The 17,610-nt window shown below is 71.9% G+C and carries 16 protein-coding genes and 1 pseudogene; 9 read left to right on the top strand and 8 right to left on the bottom strand.

Annotated elements, in window-relative coordinates; all coding sequences use genetic code 11:
• Positions 1–15 precede the first annotated feature (15 nt).
• Positions 16–303 (top strand): zinc ribbon domain-containing protein, encoded by a 288-nt coding sequence (locus ABIA38_RS37535; protein ID WP_424643459.1) that lies wholly within the window; start codon positions 16–18, stop codon positions 301–303.
• Here ABIA38_RS37535 and ABIA38_RS37530 read toward each other — a convergent pair.
• Positions 252–692, bottom strand: a pseudogene (locus ABIA38_RS37530) (MFS transporter); the annotation flags it as partial. The gene ABIA38_RS37535 and the pseudogene ABIA38_RS37530 overlap by 52 nt on opposite strands.
• 270 nt (positions 693–962) lie before the next feature.
• Between ABIA38_RS37530 and ABIA38_RS37525 the strand changes: the two are divergent.
• Entirely contained in the window at positions 963–1,958 is a 996-nt protein-coding gene (locus ABIA38_RS37525) for an aldo/keto reductase (protein WP_424643458.1), read from the top strand.
• Between the two features lie 46 nt (positions 1,959–2,004).
• Here ABIA38_RS37525 and ABIA38_RS37520 read toward each other — a convergent pair whose 3' ends face one another.
• The 5 genes from ABIA38_RS37520 to ABIA38_RS37500 all read right to left on the bottom strand — a co-directional run bounded on the left by ABIA38_RS37520 (position 2,005) and on the right by ABIA38_RS37500 (position 5,940).
• A complete protein-coding gene (locus ABIA38_RS37520; protein WP_424643457.1) occupies positions 2,005–2,667 on the bottom strand; it encodes an HAD family hydrolase in 663 nt (220 codons plus the stop codon).
• Between the two features lie 131 nt (positions 2,668–2,798).
• Positions 2,799–3,884, bottom strand: coding sequence for a WD40/YVTN/BNR-like repeat-containing protein (locus tag ABIA38_RS37515; protein WP_424643456.1), 1,086 nt, complete (start codon positions 3,882–3,884; stop codon positions 2,799–2,801).
• A 122-nt stretch (positions 3,885–4,006) separates the two neighbouring features.
• On the bottom strand, positions 4,007–4,369 hold the full coding sequence (locus ABIA38_RS37510) for a DUF2203 domain-containing protein (protein WP_424643455.1): 363 nt from the start codon (positions 4,367–4,369) through the stop codon (positions 4,007–4,009).
• Between the two features lie 43 nt (positions 4,370–4,412).
• Positions 4,413–4,634 (bottom strand): hypothetical protein, encoded by a 222-nt coding sequence (locus ABIA38_RS37505; protein ID WP_424643454.1) that lies wholly within the window; start codon positions 4,632–4,634, stop codon positions 4,413–4,415.
• A 106-nt stretch (positions 4,635–4,740) separates the two neighbouring features.
• Entirely contained in the window at positions 4,741–5,940 is a 1,200-nt protein-coding gene (locus tag ABIA38_RS37500) for a helix-turn-helix domain-containing protein (RefSeq protein ID WP_424643453.1), read from the bottom strand.
• A gap of 209 nt (positions 5,941–6,149) precedes the next feature.
• On the opposite strand from ABIA38_RS37500, the gene ABIA38_RS37495 reads away from it, so the two are divergent.
• The 4 genes from ABIA38_RS37495 to ABIA38_RS37480 are packed head-to-tail and all read left to right on the top strand — an operon-like array spanning position 6,150 to position 10,324.
• Positions 6,150–8,831, top strand: coding sequence for a nitrate- and nitrite sensing domain-containing protein (locus ABIA38_RS37495; protein ID WP_424643452.1), 2,682 nt, complete (start codon positions 6,150–6,152; stop codon positions 8,829–8,831).
• Positions 8,828–9,283: a roadblock/LC7 domain-containing protein gene (locus ABIA38_RS37490; RefSeq protein ID WP_424643451.1), complete on the top strand. Its 456-nt coding sequence runs from the start codon at positions 8,828–8,830 to the stop codon at positions 9,281–9,283. The genes ABIA38_RS37495 and ABIA38_RS37490 overlap by 4 nt, the downstream gene beginning before the upstream one ends.
• Positions 9,280–9,726 carry a DUF742 domain-containing protein gene (locus ABIA38_RS37485; RefSeq protein WP_424643450.1) on the top strand — a complete coding sequence of 149 codons (447 nt, stop codon included), beginning with the start codon at positions 9,280–9,282 and terminating at the stop codon, positions 9,724–9,726. The genes ABIA38_RS37490 and ABIA38_RS37485 overlap by 4 nt, the downstream gene beginning before the upstream one ends.
• Complete coding sequence (locus tag ABIA38_RS37480; RefSeq protein WP_424643449.1) at positions 9,707–10,324, top strand: GTP-binding protein; 618 nt, start codon at positions 9,707–9,709, stop codon at positions 10,322–10,324. The genes ABIA38_RS37485 and ABIA38_RS37480 overlap by 20 nt, the downstream gene beginning before the upstream one ends.
• Before the next feature lie 651 nt (positions 10,325–10,975).
• Here the strand turns inward: ABIA38_RS37480 and ABIA38_RS37475 are convergent.
• Entirely contained in the window at positions 10,976–13,324 is a 2,349-nt protein-coding gene (locus tag ABIA38_RS37475; protein ID WP_424643448.1) for a terpene synthase family protein, read from the bottom strand.
• A 173-nt stretch (positions 13,325–13,497) separates the two neighbouring features.
• Here ABIA38_RS37475 and ABIA38_RS37470 point away from each other — a divergent pair, with 173 nt between their 5' ends.
• The 3 genes from ABIA38_RS37470 (at position 13,498) to ABIA38_RS37460 (ending at position 16,161) form a co-directional block, all read left to right on the top strand.
• Positions 13,498–13,923 carry a RidA family protein gene (locus ABIA38_RS37470; protein WP_424643447.1) on the top strand — a complete coding sequence of 142 codons (426 nt, stop codon included), beginning with the start codon at positions 13,498–13,500 and terminating at the stop codon, positions 13,921–13,923.
• Positions 13,924–14,029: 106 nt separating this feature from the next.
• Entirely contained in the window at positions 14,030–14,392 is a 363-nt protein-coding gene (locus ABIA38_RS37465) for an effector-associated constant component EACC1 (protein WP_424643446.1), read from the top strand.
• Complete coding sequence (locus ABIA38_RS37460) at positions 14,389–16,161, top strand: caspase, EACC1-associated type (protein ID WP_424643445.1); 1,773 nt, start codon at positions 14,389–14,391, stop codon at positions 16,159–16,161. Before ABIA38_RS37465 ends, ABIA38_RS37460 begins: the two co-directional genes overlap by 4 nt.
• Before the next feature lie 66 nt (positions 16,162–16,227).
• Here ABIA38_RS37460 and ABIA38_RS37455 read toward each other — a convergent pair whose 3' ends face one another.
• Entirely contained in the window at positions 16,228–17,577 is a 1,350-nt protein-coding gene (locus ABIA38_RS37455; RefSeq protein ID WP_424643444.1) for a VWA domain-containing protein, read from the bottom strand.
• Positions 17,578–17,610: the final 33 nt, after the last annotated feature.

The raw sequence follows: 17,610 nt of genomic DNA, 5'->3' as shown, positions 1-17,610 counted from the left end.
CGCCGCACGAGGTTGGTGCGCGATAACCAAGCGCTCTTCCTGGAGGACCTCTGTGTGCGCGGCCTGGCCCGTACTCGCCTGGCGAAGAGCGTGCACGACGCGTCGTGGGGCACGTTCCGACGCATGCTGGAGGAGAAGGCCGCCCGATACGGCAGACATGTGGGGATCGTGGGGCGGTTCGTGCCCACCTCGCAGACCTGCCACGCGTGTTGGACCGTCGACGGCCCCAAGCCGCTGCAGCGCAGCGACTTGGGCGTGTACTCGGCGAGCAGTGCCATCGCCACCGCGAAGTCGATCCCGTAGGCGATGCCGACCAGGACCCGGCCGAGCCAGACCACGGTGAAATCGTCGGCGGTGGCCGCGAGCACCGCGCCGGCCAGCGCGAACAGCTTGGCCAGGAGCAGCGGGGGCACCCGGCCGATCCTGGTGGCCGGCCAGCCGCCGATCGGGTTGAACAGGATCGCCAGGGCCGGCGCGGTGGCGGTGAGGATGGAGACCTGGGTGCTGCTCAGCTCCATCTGCTTGGTCATCGGCGCGAGGCCGGCCCCGAGCGCGGCGTTGGAGTACGCGTCGAGGAAGAGTCCCCCGAACACGAGGAACCAGATGACCTTGGCCCGACCGGAGATTCTCCCCTGTCGGTCGATGAGCGCGACGACGTCCTTGACGCCTCTGACGCTCTGCTGGTGTGCCATGTGCCCGTCCTCGGAAAGGGACCGGTCGGCGACACGCGAGCGCAAACGCGTAGGAGGGCACAGCGAAGCCACCGACAGGTGGTCTTCGTCTGTTCCTGCCAAAGAATGATGTGGACCTTATGGGGGCGTTTTGGGGGTGTCAAGGGTTCGTAACGGCCCGGCCGCGCCGGTCACCGAGCGTGCGCGAAAAGCGGATCGCGCGGATTTCCAGGACGGTGCGCGGCGGCGGGCGGCGGCGCGGATGGGCGAGGATGGGCGAGGATGTGGGGCATGATCCACTCTGCCGCAGACGACCGTTACCAATCGATGCGTTACCGCCGGGCCGGGCGCAGCGGGGTGCAGTTGCCCGCCGTGTCGCTCGGGTTGTGGCACAACTTCGGCGACACCCAACCGCTGGAGGTACAGCGGGCGGTGTTGCGCCGGGCGTTCGACCTGGGGGTGACGCACTTCGACCTGGCGAACAACTACGGGCCGCCGTACGGCTCGGCCGAGGCCAATTTCGGGACGCACTACCGGGCCGACTTCCGGCCGTATCGCGACGAGTTGTTCATCGCGACGAAGGCCGGCTGGGACATGTGGCCGGGCCCGTACGGCAACGGCGGCTCGCGCAAGTATCTGTTGGCCAGCCTGGACCAGTCGCTGGGCCGGATGGGGCTCGACTACGTCGACGTGTTCTACTCGCACCGCTACGACCCGGATACTCCGCTGGAGGAGACGATGGGCGCGCTGGACGCGGCCGTGCGGTCCGGACGGGCGCTGTATGCGGGGATCTCCAACTACGGTCCGCAGGAGCATCGCCGGGCGGTGGCGATCCTGCGCGAGCTCGGTACGCCGGTGCTGCTCAACCAGTCGGCCTATTCGATCCTGGACCGCGAGCCGGAGCGCGGCGTGCTCGACGCGGTGGGCGAGACCGGGACCGCGTTGATCGCCTATTCGCCGCTGGCCCAGGGGTTGTTGACGGACCGTTACCTCGACGGTGTGCCGGCCGACTCGCGGATGGCGGTGGGTCACTTCCTGACCCGGGAGGAGCTGACCGAGCAGCGGCTGACCCTGCTGCGTGCGCTGAACCAACTGGCCCGGGACCGGGATCAGACCCTCGCCCAGCTCGCGCTGACCTGGATCCTGCGCGACGAGCGGGTGGTGTCGGTGATCGTCGGGGCCAGCAGCGTACGGCAGTTGGAACAGAACCTGTCGGCGGTCGGCCAACCGGGTCTGACTGCCGAGGAGATCACCGAGATCGACCGGCTCTGTGCGGGGCTCGGCTGACCCGATCGTGCTCGGGTGGGGCTCGGGTCGGTGCCCGGGTCCGTGCTCAGACCTGTGGGATCAGCAAGTCGCCCAGCAGGTCCGCCGGTTCGATCAAGGCGAGGGAGGCGACCACCCGGCGGCCGGGGGCCGGGTGGATCGCCGGGGACACCGCCAGCACCGCGCATCCGGCGGCCTCCGCCGAGGTGATGCCGACGATGGTGTCCTCGACCGCGACGCACGCGCTCGGCTCGACCCCGAGCGCGGTCGCCGCGGCCAGATAAGGGGCGGGGTCGGGCTTGGTCCGCGCCACGTCCTCGGCGGCGACGGTGACCGCGAACCGGGCCGACCCCAACGCGTCCCGCACCAGGTCCACGACCCGGCGCGGCGACGCCGACACGATCGCCAGCGGCACCCCGGCGGCGGCCAGGCCGTCGAGCAGCGCGACGACCCCCGGCAGCGGCTCGATCCGGCCCTCGACCCGGGCCATGAACGCCGCGTCCAGCGCGTCCGTCAGCTCGTGCACGCACGGCGCCTCGGCCACGACCGTGTGCAGGTAGGTCGCGGTGTGCCCGATCGCGTGCCCGACCACGTCCGCCGCGTCCGTCTCGCCCAACGTGTAGCCGACCCGGCCGGCCACGTCCGCGACCGCGTCCCACCACAACTGCTCGGTGTCGACGAGGGTCCCGTCCATGTCGAACAACACGGCGGCAGGCGATACGGCGGACACGCTGACTCGTTTCGAAGGCGTGGAGCAAGGACGTCACGACCTTCTCAGCCCGACGTGAGCACCGTGCCAAAACGGGGTTGCGCGCACATGAACGTGTGCGAACCCGGACGCCCGCCCGGTGATTTCCGTGCTCAGATCACCGCGGCGCGCAGGGAGAGTACGTCGGGGAGGTGCTGGGCGATGCGCTCCCAGTGCTCGCCGCCGTGCCGGCCGCGGTAGATCTCGCCGCTGCGCGAGCCGAAGTACAGGCCGGCATCCTCGGCGTCGTCCGTGCACATCGCGTCGCGCATCACGGCCGTCCAGAAGTGGTCGGGCAGTCCGTCGCCCAGCGCGGTCCAGGACTTGCCCGCGTCCTCGCTGCGGTAGACGCGGCAGCGGCCGTCGATCGGGAAGCGCATCGCGTCGGCGATGAGCGGGACCACGTAGACGGTGTCCGGGTGGTGCGGGTGGACCACGATCGTGAAGCCGAAGTCGGCGGGCAGCCCGGCGGCGATCGATTCCCACGTCGCGCCCGCGTCGTCGCTGCGGTAGACGCCGTGGTGGTTTTGCAGGAACAGCCGGTCGGGGTGGTCCGGATGCCGGGCCACCTTGTGTACACACTGCCCGTATTCGGGGTATTCGTCGGGCTGGAACGTCACGTGGATCCCGGTGTTGGACGGGTGCCAGGTGGTCCCGCCGTCCTCGGTGACGTATACCCCGCCCGTCGACATCGCGACGATGATCCGCTTCGGGTCGGTGGGATGCGGGAGCACCGTGTGGATCGCCTGGCCGCCGAAGCCGGCTCCCCAGTTCGGCCGGTGCGGGTGCTCCCACAGGCCGCGGACCAGTTCGAACGAGCGCCCGCCGTCGACGGAGCGGAACAGCGCGGAGGGTTCGACGCCGGCGTAGACCACGTCGGGTTCGGAGCGGGCGCCGGGGACCAGTTGCCAGACCCGCTCGACCGAGGCGCCGGCGTCCGCCGGGAAGCCGATTCGGCCCAGGTCGGGCTCGCGCCAGGTGGCGCCGAGGTCGTCGCTGGTGACCACGATCGGGCCGAAGTGCTCGTTCACGACACCGGCCATCACCCGCGGCGCGGGCCCTCGGGTGTCGATCGCCACCGAGTAGACGCCGGTCATCGGATGGTGCGGTCCGGTGAACTCCCAGGGTGCGTCGTCGCGCGAACGGCCGATCCACAGGCCCTTGCGGGTGCCGACGGCGAGCAGGACGGAATTCGTCACGGTGACCTCCAGGCAGCGTTCCGTACCCGTGGCACGCTACGCGGCCGAGCGGGCATTCGCCCGATTCGACGCTCTTGTCGCCCTTCGTGGTCACCCGAAACGCGGCCTCCGCGGGCGACTGCCTACGGCAGTGGCCGGCGGCCCGCGAAGCCCAGGTCGGTCCGGTGGTACCAGTCGAGCCGCCGGTCGCCCTCCAACCAACACAGCAGCACCGGTACGCCGTCCAGGTCGGCCGGGAAGTCGACGAGCAGCGGGGCGAAGCCCTTGAGTTCGGCGCCGGTGCGCTGGACCTGGGTCATCAGGTCGTCGAGTCGGGCCTGCATGCCCTTGAGTTCGGGCAGCCCGCCCAGCTCGGACCGGGGTCCGCCGCGTTCCAGCGCGGCGGTCAGCTCCGCCGCGTCGGCCCGCACGGTGACCAGTTCGTCGAGCACCGGCAACAGCCGGGCCAACTCCTCGCGTGCCTCGTCCACCGTGAACAGACCCATGGGTCACACCCTCCCATGTCCGCCGCCGGGCGAACCGGGCACGTCAGCTGAAGTGCTTGTTGTTCTCCTGGACGCCGGGGAACATGCTGTGGTTGGCGTGCACCCCGAAGATGCCGCCGGAGGCTTGTGCGCGGCTGGTGCGGTCGCGCTCGATCAGCTGCCCCTCGTGGTTCGTGGTGCGTCCGCTCCCGCGCTTGCCCAGCTTGACCGTGATCCCCACGACCAGCAGGAGCAGTCCGACGGCGAAACAGATGATCGTGATCACGGCGACTCCCGGGTGGTTCGTGGTCCGGCCAAAACGACTGGGGCAAGCGGGACGAACAGGGCGAGCGCAGGCGGCGGGCAAGCCGGCGCGCGCCGGACGTGCAGCCCTACATGATCCATGCCCGCTCCGGCCGCGTCCACCCATTTGCGCCGCACCGGGCCGCCAGCGCGCGTAGCCGCGACTCGTCGCCGTCGGCGGAGTCCAGGCGCAACAGCTCCTGGACGAAACGGCGGTTCGGCGGCCGGCAGCGGATCTCCTGGGCGGCGGCGGCCTCCGCGTCGAGCAGCGCGGTGACCGCCTCGCCGCGCCGGCCGACCGCGACCAGGGCGCGGGCGAGGTCGATCAGATGGCGGGCCTGCCGGCCGCGCGGGAGTACGGCCAGGCCGGCCGGGGTGAAGCGGCCCGCGATGGCCCGGGTGTACTCGCCGAGCAGCACGTGTGCGGTGACCCGGTGCAGTGGCACCTGGATCGCCCCCGGATCGGCCCGCTCGGCCGCCTCGAGGAGGTCGCGCGTGCCGGGGCGGTCGCCGAGGCGGGCGGTGGCCAGCGCCGCGCCCAGCCGCAGGGTGCGCAGCGCCGCCCGCCCGGCGGGCCCGCGCGCGGTCAACACGCAGGCCAGGTCCGCCTCGACGCCCAGCGCGAACTCGGCCGCGGGACCCGCGCCTTCGTGACCCACCATGGCCGCGGTCAGCCGGTGTGCGGCCCGGGCCAGCACCACCACGTCGCCGCTGCGCGCGGCCGAGGTGACCGCCCGGTCGGCGGCGCGCCAGGCCAGGTCGTCGTCCCCGAACACGTCGGCCACGGCGGCGGTCAGGGCGAGCGCGGCCGAGCGCACCGCGGCCGGCTCGGACACCTCGCCCCCGCCGCCGACGCCCGCTACGCCCGCCCCCGCCGTCGCCGCCAACACCGGCGGCACCACCCGGTCCAGGCAGCCGTAGTCGGCGGCCGCGTACGCGGTCCAGCCATATGCCAACTCCCGGCGCAGCGGCCCCAGATCGGGCGCGGGTCCGGGGGCGGCGGGCGCGGTGTCGGCCCGGCGCAGCGCGGCCCGGACCGCGCCGAGCGGATCGTGTTCGGGCTGCGCACGGCCCGACTCGACGGGCAGCAGTCGCTCGATCCCGATGTGCAACACGCCCGCGGCCCGGACCAGTACGGACAACCTCGGGTCGGCCTGCCGGTGGCCCGCCTCCACGTCCTCGACCCAGCGCACGGATCGGCCCATCAGTCGGCCGAATTCGACCTGGGTCAGGCCACGACGCGTACGCCAGTAGGCGATTCGCCGGCCGATTCCACCCACCGTGTGCATGTCGGGCCGCTCCTTTGGGTATTGCCTGATGCGCGCCCGGTGACGGAACCGCACGACGCCGCCGCACGATCGTCGATCTGCGCCGTATGTACCGCACGGGCGGAAGTTCCCCACGCGGAGTGCGTGGATTCTGCCTGGTGCCGCACCGGTAGCTTCGGCCGGGTCGCGGCAACCGCACTTCGGGCCGGGTTGCCCTTGCGGGAGAGTCGATGAGAAAACTGTTGCGCGCCCCCGGCGCCGGCCGGACCGGAGCGGCGTCCCCGCGTTCGGGTCGGACGCCGTCCATCCGGACCCTGCTCGTGTTGCTGACCGTGGTGCCGTCGGTGGCGATGATCGCCCTGTGGGGGATCGCCAGTTATCGACTCGCGGACCACGCGAGCGGCCTGGACAACGAGGTCTCGGTGGCCGAGCGGGCCGGCACCCCCAGCTACAACGCGATGGTGGCGCTGCAACTGGAACGGCGGCTGACCGCGGCGTGGATGGGCAAACCGGCGCCGGCCTCGACCGAGGCGTTGCGGGCCCAGCGGGTGAAGACCGACGAGGCGGTGCGGCTGTTCGTCGCCTTCGCGAACAGCGGGGCGCGCGAGACACCGGGGCACGTGGTGCGCCGGGCCCACCAGGTGACTCCCGAACTGGGGCAACTCGCCGACGTGCGACGGCAGGTGGACGCGACCGGAGCCGGCGGGCGGGATCGCTGGTTGGGCTGGTACACGAAGCAGGTCGCCAACCAGATCTCGATGGTCCAGGCGTTGGCCGAGACCTCCGACACCGACGTCACCTTCGCGGGCCAGTTCCTGGTCATCCAGTTCCGGGCCGGCGAGGCGCTGGCGCAGGAGGACACCACGGTCAGCTTCGCCCAGCCCGGCGGCCGGTTCACCCAGCCGGACTTCGCCGCGTTCGCGCAGAACGTCGGCGTACGTCGGCACACCCTCGACGACGAGATCGAGCCGTTCCTGCCCGCACCGCTGCGCCCGACCTACGTCGCGCTCACCGAAACCCCGGCCTGGCGCGAGTTGGTCGGGATGGAGAACGCGATCATCGAGGCGCTGGACGCCCCGAGGGATCAGCGGGCCGGCGCCGGGGTGGCGCTGCCCCCCGAACTCGCCAAGTGGCGCGAGACGTTGGACCAGCTCGCGCTGCCCGCGTCGGCGTTCGACTTCGCCCGGGTGGACCAGGTGTTCGCCGCCGGCGACGCGGCCACCTCGGACTCGTGGAACCAGGTCTACCTGCTCAGCGCGATCGGCCTCGGCTTCGTGCTGATCGGCGCGCTGCTGTGCTGGTGGGTGACCCGGTCGGTGCGCCGCCGGCTGTTCCGACTGCGGGACGAGACCGTGGAGTTGGGCACCGAACGACTGCCCGCGGTGCTCGAGCGCTTGCAGCGCGGCGAGCGGGTGGACCTCGCGGTCGAGGCGCCGGACGTGCCGACGAGCGGGGACGAGATCGGTCAGGTGGCCACCGCGTTCAACGCGGCGCAGCGCGCGGCTCTGGACGGCGCGGTACAACTGGCGCACCAGCGTGAGGGGTTCACCAAGGTCTTCGTCAACACGGCGCTGCGCACCCAGTCGTTGGTCAACCGGCAGATCGGTGAACTGGACGCGATGGAGCGTCGGCATCAGGATCCCGAGCTGCTGCGCGAGCTGTTCACCATCGACCATCTGGCCACCCGGTTGCGCCGCTACGAGGAGAACCTCGTGGTGCTCACCGGCAACCGGCCGGGCCGGCGCTGGAGTCGCCCGGTGCGGGTGGTCGACGTGGTGCGCGGGGCGATCGGCGAGGTGGAGGACTACCACCGGGTCGAGGTCTACTGCGATCCGGACCAGCGGCTGTCCGGCCCGGCCGTCGGCGGGGTGATCCATCTGCTGGCCGAACTCGTGGAGAACGCCACGACGTTCTCCCCGCCGGACACTCCCGTACACGTGCGGGCGGTGTCCGCGGCCAAGGGCCTGGCGATCGAGATCGAGGACCGCGGGCTCGGCATGTCGGAGGCCGAATACGTGGCGGCCAACCGGCAGTTGGCGGTGCCGGTCAGCTTCGATGTGATCGCCCTGGCCGACGATGTGCGGATGGGCCTGTTCGTGGTCGCGCAGTTGGCGGATCGACTCGGCGTCGGGGTGACGTTGCGGGCGTCGCCTTACGGCGGGACGTTGGCGATCGTCTTCCTCCCCGAGGAACTGATCAGCCGCGACGGCGACGCACCGGACGAACCGGCCGAGTCGGCGGCGCCGTTCGAGCGGGCGCTGACCACCGGGTCGGAGACCGAGGCGGCGGCGGACACGGCACACGAGGAGGGCTCGGCCGGCGACTCGGCGGCGCCGGGCAGGCCGCACCCGGAGCCGGTGGTGCGATCGCTGGATCGGGTGCCGGTGGCGGCGGGCGAGTCGGGCGAGACGGCCGAACCCGGCGAACTCGCGGAACCCGTGGAAGCCGTGGAAGCCGTCGGAGCCGTCGACTCGGAGCCGGCCTCGACCCCGGCTCGGGGTTCGGCGTCCGCGTCGGCGTCGGCGTCGGCATCTGCTTCGGTTCCAACCGCTGCATCGGCTTCGGCATCGGCGAGCGGGGTCGCCGCCGAGGAGACCACCCCCGACGGCCGTCGGGCGCTGCCGCGTCGGGTCCGGCAACGCAACCTGCCGATGCCGCTGCGTGGCGAGCCGACCACCGCGAGCGAGAGCGCGGATCGAACCGGCCCGAAGCCCTCCTCACCGCGAGAAGCTGCGGCTACCTTGTCCTCGTTCCGGTTCGCGAGCCAACGAGCGCGCGAGGCCACCGAACCGAGCGCGGCCGGCGACGAGCCCGAGACCGCGATCGAGACCGAACCCGGAACCGGGACGGAGCCCACACCGGGCCCACGCCCCGCCGCCGGAAGCACCACGCACCCTGGGGAACCGTCATGACGAACACGCACGATCTCGCCGGCGGCACGGCCACCACCGCTACCGACAGTCGCCTGGACTGGTTGTTGACCGACCTGGTCAAGCGCGTGCACCAGACCCGGCACGCGATCGTGTTGTCCGAGGACGGGCTGCTGATCAGCCGGTCCGAGACGATCCCACGCGACGACGCCGAGCAACTCGCCGCCGCCGCCGCCGGATTGCAGAGCCTGGCACGCAGCATCGGTCGCGGCTTCGCGGGTGGCCCGGTGCGCCAGACGCTGGTCGAGATGGACGATGCCTTCCTCTTCCTGACCGCCGCCGGGCCGAGCGCGCATCTGGCCGTACTGGCCGAACAGAGCGCGGACGTCGGCGTGGTCGCGTTCGAGATGAACATGCTGGTGAAGAAGGTCGGCGAATATCTGGGTACCCGGCCACGCGGCGACGCCGGCGAACGGGCCGGTGATCGGGCGTGAGTTCGCGCTGGGATCAGTCCTGGGACGAGAACGCCGGCCCGCTGGTCCGGCCGTACACCCTCACCCGAGGCCGGACCAAGGCGGTGCGCGACGCCGACCTGACCCTGATCACCCTGATCACCACGGTCCCGCCGGACGAACCGCCGGTCCGCGCCACCGGATCCGGGTCCGCTGCCGACGAGGCGTCCTCGGCGGCGCGCCGGAAGCCCCGGGACGGGCGCGGCCGGCAACCCGAGCATCAGCGAATCCTGGAGCTGTGCCGGGAGCCGCAGGCCGTCGCCGAGGTGGCGGCCCTGATCGATCTGCCGGTGAGCATCACCAAGGTGCTCGTCGACGACCTGCTCCGCGACGGCCTGGTGACCGTGCGCGCCCCGCTGGCCCTGGCTCGAACCCCCGATCCGGCCCTGTTGAAAAAGGTACGTGATGGTCTCCTTCGGCTCTGACCGGCTGCCCGAGCACGCGGCGGCGGTCAAGATCCTGATCGCGGGCGGCTTCGGGGTCGGCAAGACCACCCTGGTCGGCACCGTCAGCGAGGTGCCGCCGCTGCACACCGAGGAGACGATGACCGAGGCCGGCGTCGGGGTGGACGACACCGTCGGGGTCGAGGCCAAGTCCCGGACCACGGTCGCGCTCGACTTCGGGCGGATCACGCTGTCCGAGGAGTTGGTCCTCTATCTGTTCGGGGCACCCGGCCAGGAGCGGTTCTGGTCGTTGTGGCACGACCTGGCGATCGGCGCGCTCGGGGCGATCGTCCTGGTGGACACCCGGCGACTGGAGGCCGGCTTCGGCAGCATCGACTTCTTCGAACGACGCGGCATCCCGTTCGTCGTGGCGATCAACCGCTTCGACGCGGCCGTGGAATACACGGTCGCCGAAGTCCGCGACGCCCTGGACCTGGACCCGACGGTACCGATCCTCCCCTGCGACGTACGCGTCCGCTCCTCCGGCCGCGACGTCCTATTGGCCCTGGTCGACCACCTGACAACCGCCCCACTCACAACCCACACCGACCGAACGGCGGAGAGCCCAGCCGGCGTATAAAACCACCAGACGTCGCTGGTCGGCGGGTCGCGCGGGCGCGGTTCGGGCGGGCGCGCGTCAAGCGAGTCGGCGGGTCGGGGTTCGCGCGAGCGCGGGTCGCGAGCCACGCGGGTCGGTGCGCCGGGCGGGTCGACGCCCCGGCGGTCGCGGGTCACGCCAGTCGGTACGTCGGGCGGGTCGGAGCGGCGCGGGTCGGGCAGGTCTGCGCGCCGAGGGTCGCGCGAGTAGGGGTCGCGAGTCGCGCGGGTCGGTGTGTCGAGCAGGTCGACGCCTCGCGGGTCGCACCGGTCGGTGTGCTGGGCAGATCACGCGGACGCGGCTCAGCTCGTCGGGCGGGTCGGCCCGTCGGAGGCACCGCGGGTCCCACGGGTCGGTGCGCCTGCCAGGTCGACGTGTCGCGGGTCGCGGGTCGGTGCGTCGACGCGTCAGGGGTCGGCAGGTTGCGCGGGCGCGGGTCGCCGCGTCGGGCAGGTCGGCGGTCGCGTGTCGGGCGGGTCGCAGGGGAACGCACCGCAGCCGCGCCTCGAACGCCGACCGGGCAAAATCCAGCCCGACCGGCGTTTGAGGTCACCCCAGGGCTCGGCCCAACACACCGCAACCCGACCCGGATCCCGACCAAACCAAATCAATCAGCCCGACCGGCGTTTGAGGTCACCGCACCGCAACCCCACCCCGCACGCCGGCCACCCGCGCGGCCGAAGTCCCAAACCCGCTCGGCCCATAGCGCACGCGAGGAACCATCGCCGGCTCGACCGGCACCCGCGCCGCCCCCGACCGCACCGCCTGTCCACCCGCGCCGACCCCCACCGGCAGCCCGGGCGGCGCGGTCGGCCCGGGCGGCGCGGCCCCCTCCCCCACGAGCTGCCACGGCAACGGCACCAGCGCCCTCGGCTCCGCGTAGCGCTTGCACTCCTGATGCCACTTCAGGATCGCCGCGTTCCAGTCCCCGAGCGCCGCGGCATACCCGTCCAGCGCCGCCCGGGCCGCCGCACTCAGTGCCAAGTCGTCATACATGGCCGGCAGTTCACCCGCCACCACCCGCTCGAACTCGCGCATCCGCGAGGTCATCAGGTCGTCCACGACGGCCAGCGCCCGAGCGAAGTCGCAGCCGAAGAAGTTCTGTACGACGAGGAGCATGTTGTGCAGCTCCCCCTCGACCTCGATCTCCTTGCGGTAGGAGAACACGTCGTTGAGCAGCCAGCCGAAGTCGGCCGCCGAGTTCTCCATCGCCCGCACGGCCCGTGAGTGATACGCCTGTTCGGGCACCACGTCGCCGTGTGCCAGCCGGGACAGACTCATCGTCAGATCGGAGCCGAACGTCTTGCGCCGCATCTCGATGTAGTCGACCGGGTCCGGGATCCGGTTCTGCGCCATGTTGGCCAGCTCCCACAGCCAACTGTCCAGCATGCCCTCGATGGTGCGCCGGAACTTGCGCCGCGATTCGGGCGGCATCACCTCGGTGGTGCGCGCCCACAGGTCGGCCAGGCCGTGCTCCATCGCGTCCGTCGGCGTCGGCGCGGTCTCCCCCTCGATCGGCATCAGCGTCTTCAGTCGCTCGGTGTACACCTTCGCGCCGACCTGGTCGAGCGTGCGCCCGAACACGATCGGGTAGGCGTCGTCGGCGTAGGTGCCCCAAGCCAACCACCCCGACGCGACGTCGAGTTGCTCGGGCGACGCGTCCGGCGCGATGCCTGCCGCGCACAGCGGCAGATCGAAGTCGCGCAGCGCCCGCTCGTCCCAGATGCCCTCGTCGAGGATGCCCATCCGGCGCCCCCACTCGACGATGTTCTCCCGGGCGGCGTCCAGGTGCGGGTTCAGTCGCGGTTCGAACGGCAGGTAGAAGTCCGGGATCCGGTACGGCTCGACCGGCTGGAACGGGACATGCGTGTACCCGCGCAGTCCGCTGCTCAGCCCGGCCACCAGGCCCGGCAGAATGCGCGCGGCGGAGGTGCCGATGCCCATCGGCCCGGCCAACACCCCGGGCACTGCGGGTGTTTGCGGCCCACCGACCGCGCCGTTCATATACCGACTGGAGCGCATGTGCCACTCATGCCCGCCGGACTGCCAGTCCTGCAGGCCCTTGACGTAGGCCGTCACGTCGATGCAGGACTGCGGATCCAGTCGGTGTTCCAGGAACAGCGGCGGCAGTTCGGTGAACGTGGTGTGCTCGAACTGGTGCAGCCGCGAGGTGAGCAGTTCGTTGACCGCCTCGGCCGCCTCCTGCGTGGTGCAGCCCAGGAACTTCTCGAAGACCAGGATGGCGTTGGCGTTCTCCCCTTCCTGCTCCACCTCGCGCTGGTAGGAGAACAGGTCGTTGCGCAGATGTACGCCGTCGGAGAAGGTGTCCCGAAGCACCCGCATCGGCCGCGAGGCGGCGATCACCGCGGGCACCTCGGCGTTCGCCGCGTACTCCACCAGGTTGGCCGACCACGGCGCGCCGCCCACCTTGCGGCGCATCTCGATGTACTCGACGGGGTTGGCCACCCGGCCGTCGTTGATGTTGGCCAGTTCCCACATCGACTCTTCGAGCAGCGCCTGGGTGCTCCGCGCGAACCGCTCGCGCCAGTCCTGCGACATGCTCGGCACGGTCCGCGCCCACAGGTCGGCCAGGCCCTCCTCGACCTGGTTGGTCGGCTCCGGGGTCTCGACACCGGGCTCGACCGGCATGAACGCGCGCAGCCGGGCCAGATATGCCTTGGCACCGGCCATGTCGTGGGTGCGTTTGAAGACGTCCAGGAAGTGGTCGTCGAAGAAGAAGACCCACACGTACCAGTCGGTGACCAGGTCGAGTTGCGGGCCGGTGCAGTCGGGGTGGGTGTACGCGCACAGCAGCGCGTAGTCGTGCGAGTCGAAGTCGTGCTCGTCCCAGATGTCCGAGCCCTCGATCATCCGCATCCGCCGGGCCCACGCCTTGGAGTGCTCGCGTGCGCCGTCGAGATGGGGATTCAGTCGTGCCGGGTACGGCACGTAGAACTGCGGGAGTTCGAAGGGTTGTGACATTCGATGCGCCCCTTTCGCCAGGGACACGGTAGGTCCCGCGGCGCGGTTGGCTCGCACCTCGCGCCGGTTCTCGCTCGATCTGGTGAAACCGGCCGGCGCAGGCTTAACGATCTTGTTTCCTCGGCATATACACCGGCGCGTCCGGCGCTGGGCGGGTGCCGGAGGATGGGCGCATGACGACAACGAATCGACTCACCCACATCCCGGCGCCCGAGGGCGTGCAGCCGGCCCGGGGCTACACCCACGTGGTCACCGGCAGCGGCCGGCTGATCGCCGTTTCCGGACAGATCGCGTTGGACGAGCACGGCGAATTGGTCGGTGAGGGCGACGCCGGCGCACAGGCCCGGCAGGTGTTCGAGAACCTGCGGCGCTGCCTGGCCGCGGCGGGCGCGACCTTCGAGGACGTGATCAAGCTGACCTACTTCCTCACCGACATCCGCGACCTGTCCGCCGTGCGGGTGGCCCGGAACGAGTTCATCGACCCCGAGCGGCTGCCCGCCAGTTCCGCCATGCAGGTGGGCGCGCTGGTCCGGCCGGAACTGCTGCTCGAGGTCGAAGCATTCGCGCTGGTCGCCGAGCCGGCCGAGGCCACCGACTGACCGTCCCGCCGGCGGGCCGCAGCGGACCGGCCGATGCCGGCATCATGGCCGGGCAGGTCGGCCCGCCACGCGCGGGCCCCCGACGGTTCCCGAAGGGTGGCGGCACGTGCTCGTACAGGTCGGCGTGGTCGGCGACGAAGGCGGCGAAGTCGCGGCGTTGCAACGATGGTTGGCGATGGATCCGGACCTGCGCGGCGGGGTGGCGATCAGCTACGCGGAGGACGACACGGTGGGCGCGATGGGCGTCTCCCTGGAGCTGGTCAACGTGGTGCTGAGCAACGGGATCGCGCTCGGCGGCCTGTTGGTGGCAATCGCCGGCTGGCGTCGCTCGCGCGCGCCGCTGGGTGGGCCCGGCGCACCGGACATCGTGATCCGGCGCGGCGACACGGAGGTGGTCCTGTCGGGGGCCGCGGAGGAAGACGTCGTGCGGGCCGTGCGCGCCCTGGAGGAGCCCGGGGACGCTGCGTGACGCTGCGCCTGGCCGATCCGGGGGCGTCGCGGGCGGTGCTGGTGGGCACGCACACCTACGCGGCCCTGGAGGACCTCCCGGGCGTACGCCGCAACCTGGCCGAGCTGAGCCGACTGCTCGGCGATCCGCGCCACTGGGGCCTGCCGGCCGGGCACTGCGTGGTGGTCGAGCAGCCCGGCTCGGCGGGCGAGGTGCTGGACGCGCTGTCGCGCGCGGCGGCCGAGGCCACGGACACGCTGCTCGTGTACTTCGCCGGGCACGGCCTGGTGGACCACCTCGACGACTCGTTCCATCTCGCGCTGCCGGATACGCGCCCGGACCGGATGTACACCGCGCTGCGCTTCGACGACGTGCGGCGGGTGTTGCGCGATCCGTCCACCCGGGCGCCGCGCAAGGTGCTGATCCTGGACTGCTGTTGGAGCGGTCGGGCGCTCGCGGGCGCGATGAGCGGGGCGGACCGGGCGGACCAGGTCGCGGTGGCGGGCACGAGTGTGCTCACCGCGACGGCGGAGACCCGCCGGGCGGCGGCTCCGCCGGACGAGGAATTCACGGCGTTCACGGGTGAGTTGATCGGCCTGATCACCGAGGGCGTCGACGACGACTCGGAGTTCGTCGACATGGGGTCGCTGTATCTGGCGCTGCACCGGCGGTTGGCGGCCCGGGGCCGGGAACTGCCGCAGCAGAGCAATCGCAACACGGCGGCCCGGATCTGTGTGCTGCGGAACGCGGCGCGGGTGCCGGGTCCGGGTCCGGGTCCGGGGACGGCTCCGGCTCCGGCTCCGGCTCCGGCTCCGGCTCCGGCTCCGGCTCCGGCTCCGGAGACGAACCAACCGGACCGGGCGGACACCGGCAAGCTCGTCGACGGGTTCGCCGAGGTGGCCATGCGGGTCAGGCAGCACTACGGCCCCGGCCGCAGGGTGCCGAGCGCCTGGTATCTCGGCCGGCTTTGGGACGAACTGGAACCATGGCAGCACCCGGGTGCCCGGATTGCCACCCGGTTGACGGAACGTGTCGCCGAGGAGGCACACGACGGGATCTCGACCGCGGTGATCCTCGCCGCCGCGATGGCGTTCCGCTGCCGGGAGTTGGTCGAGCAGGGCGTGCTCGGCCCGGTGCCACTGGCCCGGGACCTGGTACGACAGGTGGACGCGGCCCGGGAGTCGCTGCGCGCCTCGGCCATGCGGATGGAGTCGTACAGCCAGGTCGTGGCACTCGTGAAAACGGCAACCGATCGAGAGGTCGGAGTCGCCGTGGCCCGCGCATTCGGTCGACTCGGGCCGGGCGGAACGGTGACCGCCGGCATCGGGTCGGGCGACAAGTGGCGGATCGTGTCCCGGGTCGGCGCCGTGGAGATCCAGGTGTGCTCGCCGGAGCCCATCCTCGCCGAGGCCCGGGTCGCCTCGGTCCGCAAGGGCATCGCGATCGCCACCGCCGCTCTCGAGCACGGCGTCCTGCCCGGCGGCGGAACCGCGTACCTGCGCCTGCGCAATCACCTGCCGGAGTCCGGAAGTCCGGTACATGGCGCGCTGGCCCTGGCCCTGGAATCCCCCTTCGGGTGCCTGACGCTCGCCCACGGCCACATACCGAGCCGGGACGAAATCACCGAGCGGGTCCTGCTCGGCCATTCGTACGACTTCCTCCACCACACCTACGCACCGCCCCGGGGCGACGACCAACTCCTCGACTCCGCCCACGTCCTGGACGTGGCCCTCGCCCAAGCCACCGGTGCCGTGGTCAGCATGCTGCTTCCGCTGCCCGGCGGTTCCTGACCCGACGTCAAAAACGCCCGACGGTCGGCCATCCGGCCGACCGTCGGGCGTGATCCGGCAACACTGCTACACCAGCGCGTCGACCGTGTCGGCCTTGATGACGCCCGCCGCAACCGCCTCGCCCAGCCATTCCGGGAACTCCAGGAGGAGTTGGTCGTACAGCTCCGCGTCGGAGAGTGCGCGCGGGTCCCGGCCGGCGTGGAAGAAGCCCGCGTTGTCCACCACACGCTGCTCCGGCACGGTGATCTCGTCCAGCTTGCGCAGGAAGTCGAAGCCCTTGGACTCGGGGTCGCCGAAGCCGAGGAACTGCCAGAAGATCGGCAGTCCGGCCGCGTCGCACAGCGCCTTCGCGGCGGCCGGCTTGCTGGTCGGCGCGCCGTCGGTCTGGAAGATCACCAGCGCCGGGTCGGTACTGCCCGACGCGCGGTAGTGCTCGACCACCCGGGCGATCGCCCAGTGGTAGTTGGTCCGGCCCATGTGCCCGTAGGAGCCGTGCAGTTCCTCGATCCGGCCGGCCTGGTTGCCCGGCTCCAGGTCGGCCACGCCGTCGATGTCGGTGGAGAAGAACACCAGCGGCACGGTGGCCTCGCCGAGCTGCGCGGACAGCGCGAGCGTCTGGTCGGCCAGGTGCTGGACCGTGCCGTCCTTGTAGTAGGAGCGCATCGAGCCGGAACGGTCCAGGACCAGGTAGACCGCGACGCTGCGACCGGCGAGCCCGACCTTGGCCACCGCCGCGACCGCCGCCTCGGTACGACCCCCGGTCGTGGGCGCGGCCTCCTTCGCCCGGGCCGGCGGCACCACGGCGACGGCGGTCGGCGCGGGAGCGGCGGGCGCGGGAGTTGCCTCGGCGACCCCGAACGACTCGACATCGGCCGCGACATCGGCCACCGAAGCCGCAGCCGAGGCCGCAGCCGAGGCGGCAGCCGACTCCCGTTCCGACACCGACACCGAGTCCGAGTCCGCCGACGCCGACACCGGCTCCGCCGCCGGCACCTCGGCGGCGATCGCCGTGCCCTCGGGCGCGGTTCCCCCCTCCGCCGGCTCCGCCTCGACGGGCGTCGCGACTGCCTGCGCCGGTACGGGAATCGGCGTCGGCCCGGCCTCCGTCCCGGCGGACTCCGCCCGGGACTCCGGGATCACCACCGGCTCCCGAGCCGCCGCCTGTTCGGGCACGACGACCGGCTCCGGCCGCGCCTCGGGTTCGGGCCGCGTGGCCGGCTCGACCCGCGCGGCCGGCTCGACCGGGGCCGCCGGCTCCGCTTCGGCGACCGACTTCGGCATGCCGGCCGGGGACTCGGCCGGCACGGCGCGAAGTTCGGTCGGCTCGGAGGCCGCGTCCGTCGTCTCGGGTGTCTCCGCCGCCTCGCGGGACGCCCGCGAACGAAAGACGTTGCGCAGCAGACTCCTCAAACCCATCGGCGAATCCTTACCTGTGTGAGGGACGCCGTC

It is taken from the genome of Embleya sp. AB8 (genome assembly GCF_049739465.1).
Classification (GTDB): Bacteria; Actinomycetota; Actinomycetes; order Streptomycetales; family Streptomycetaceae; genus Embleya.
This window is presented reverse-complemented; position numbering and strand designations above follow the sequence as displayed.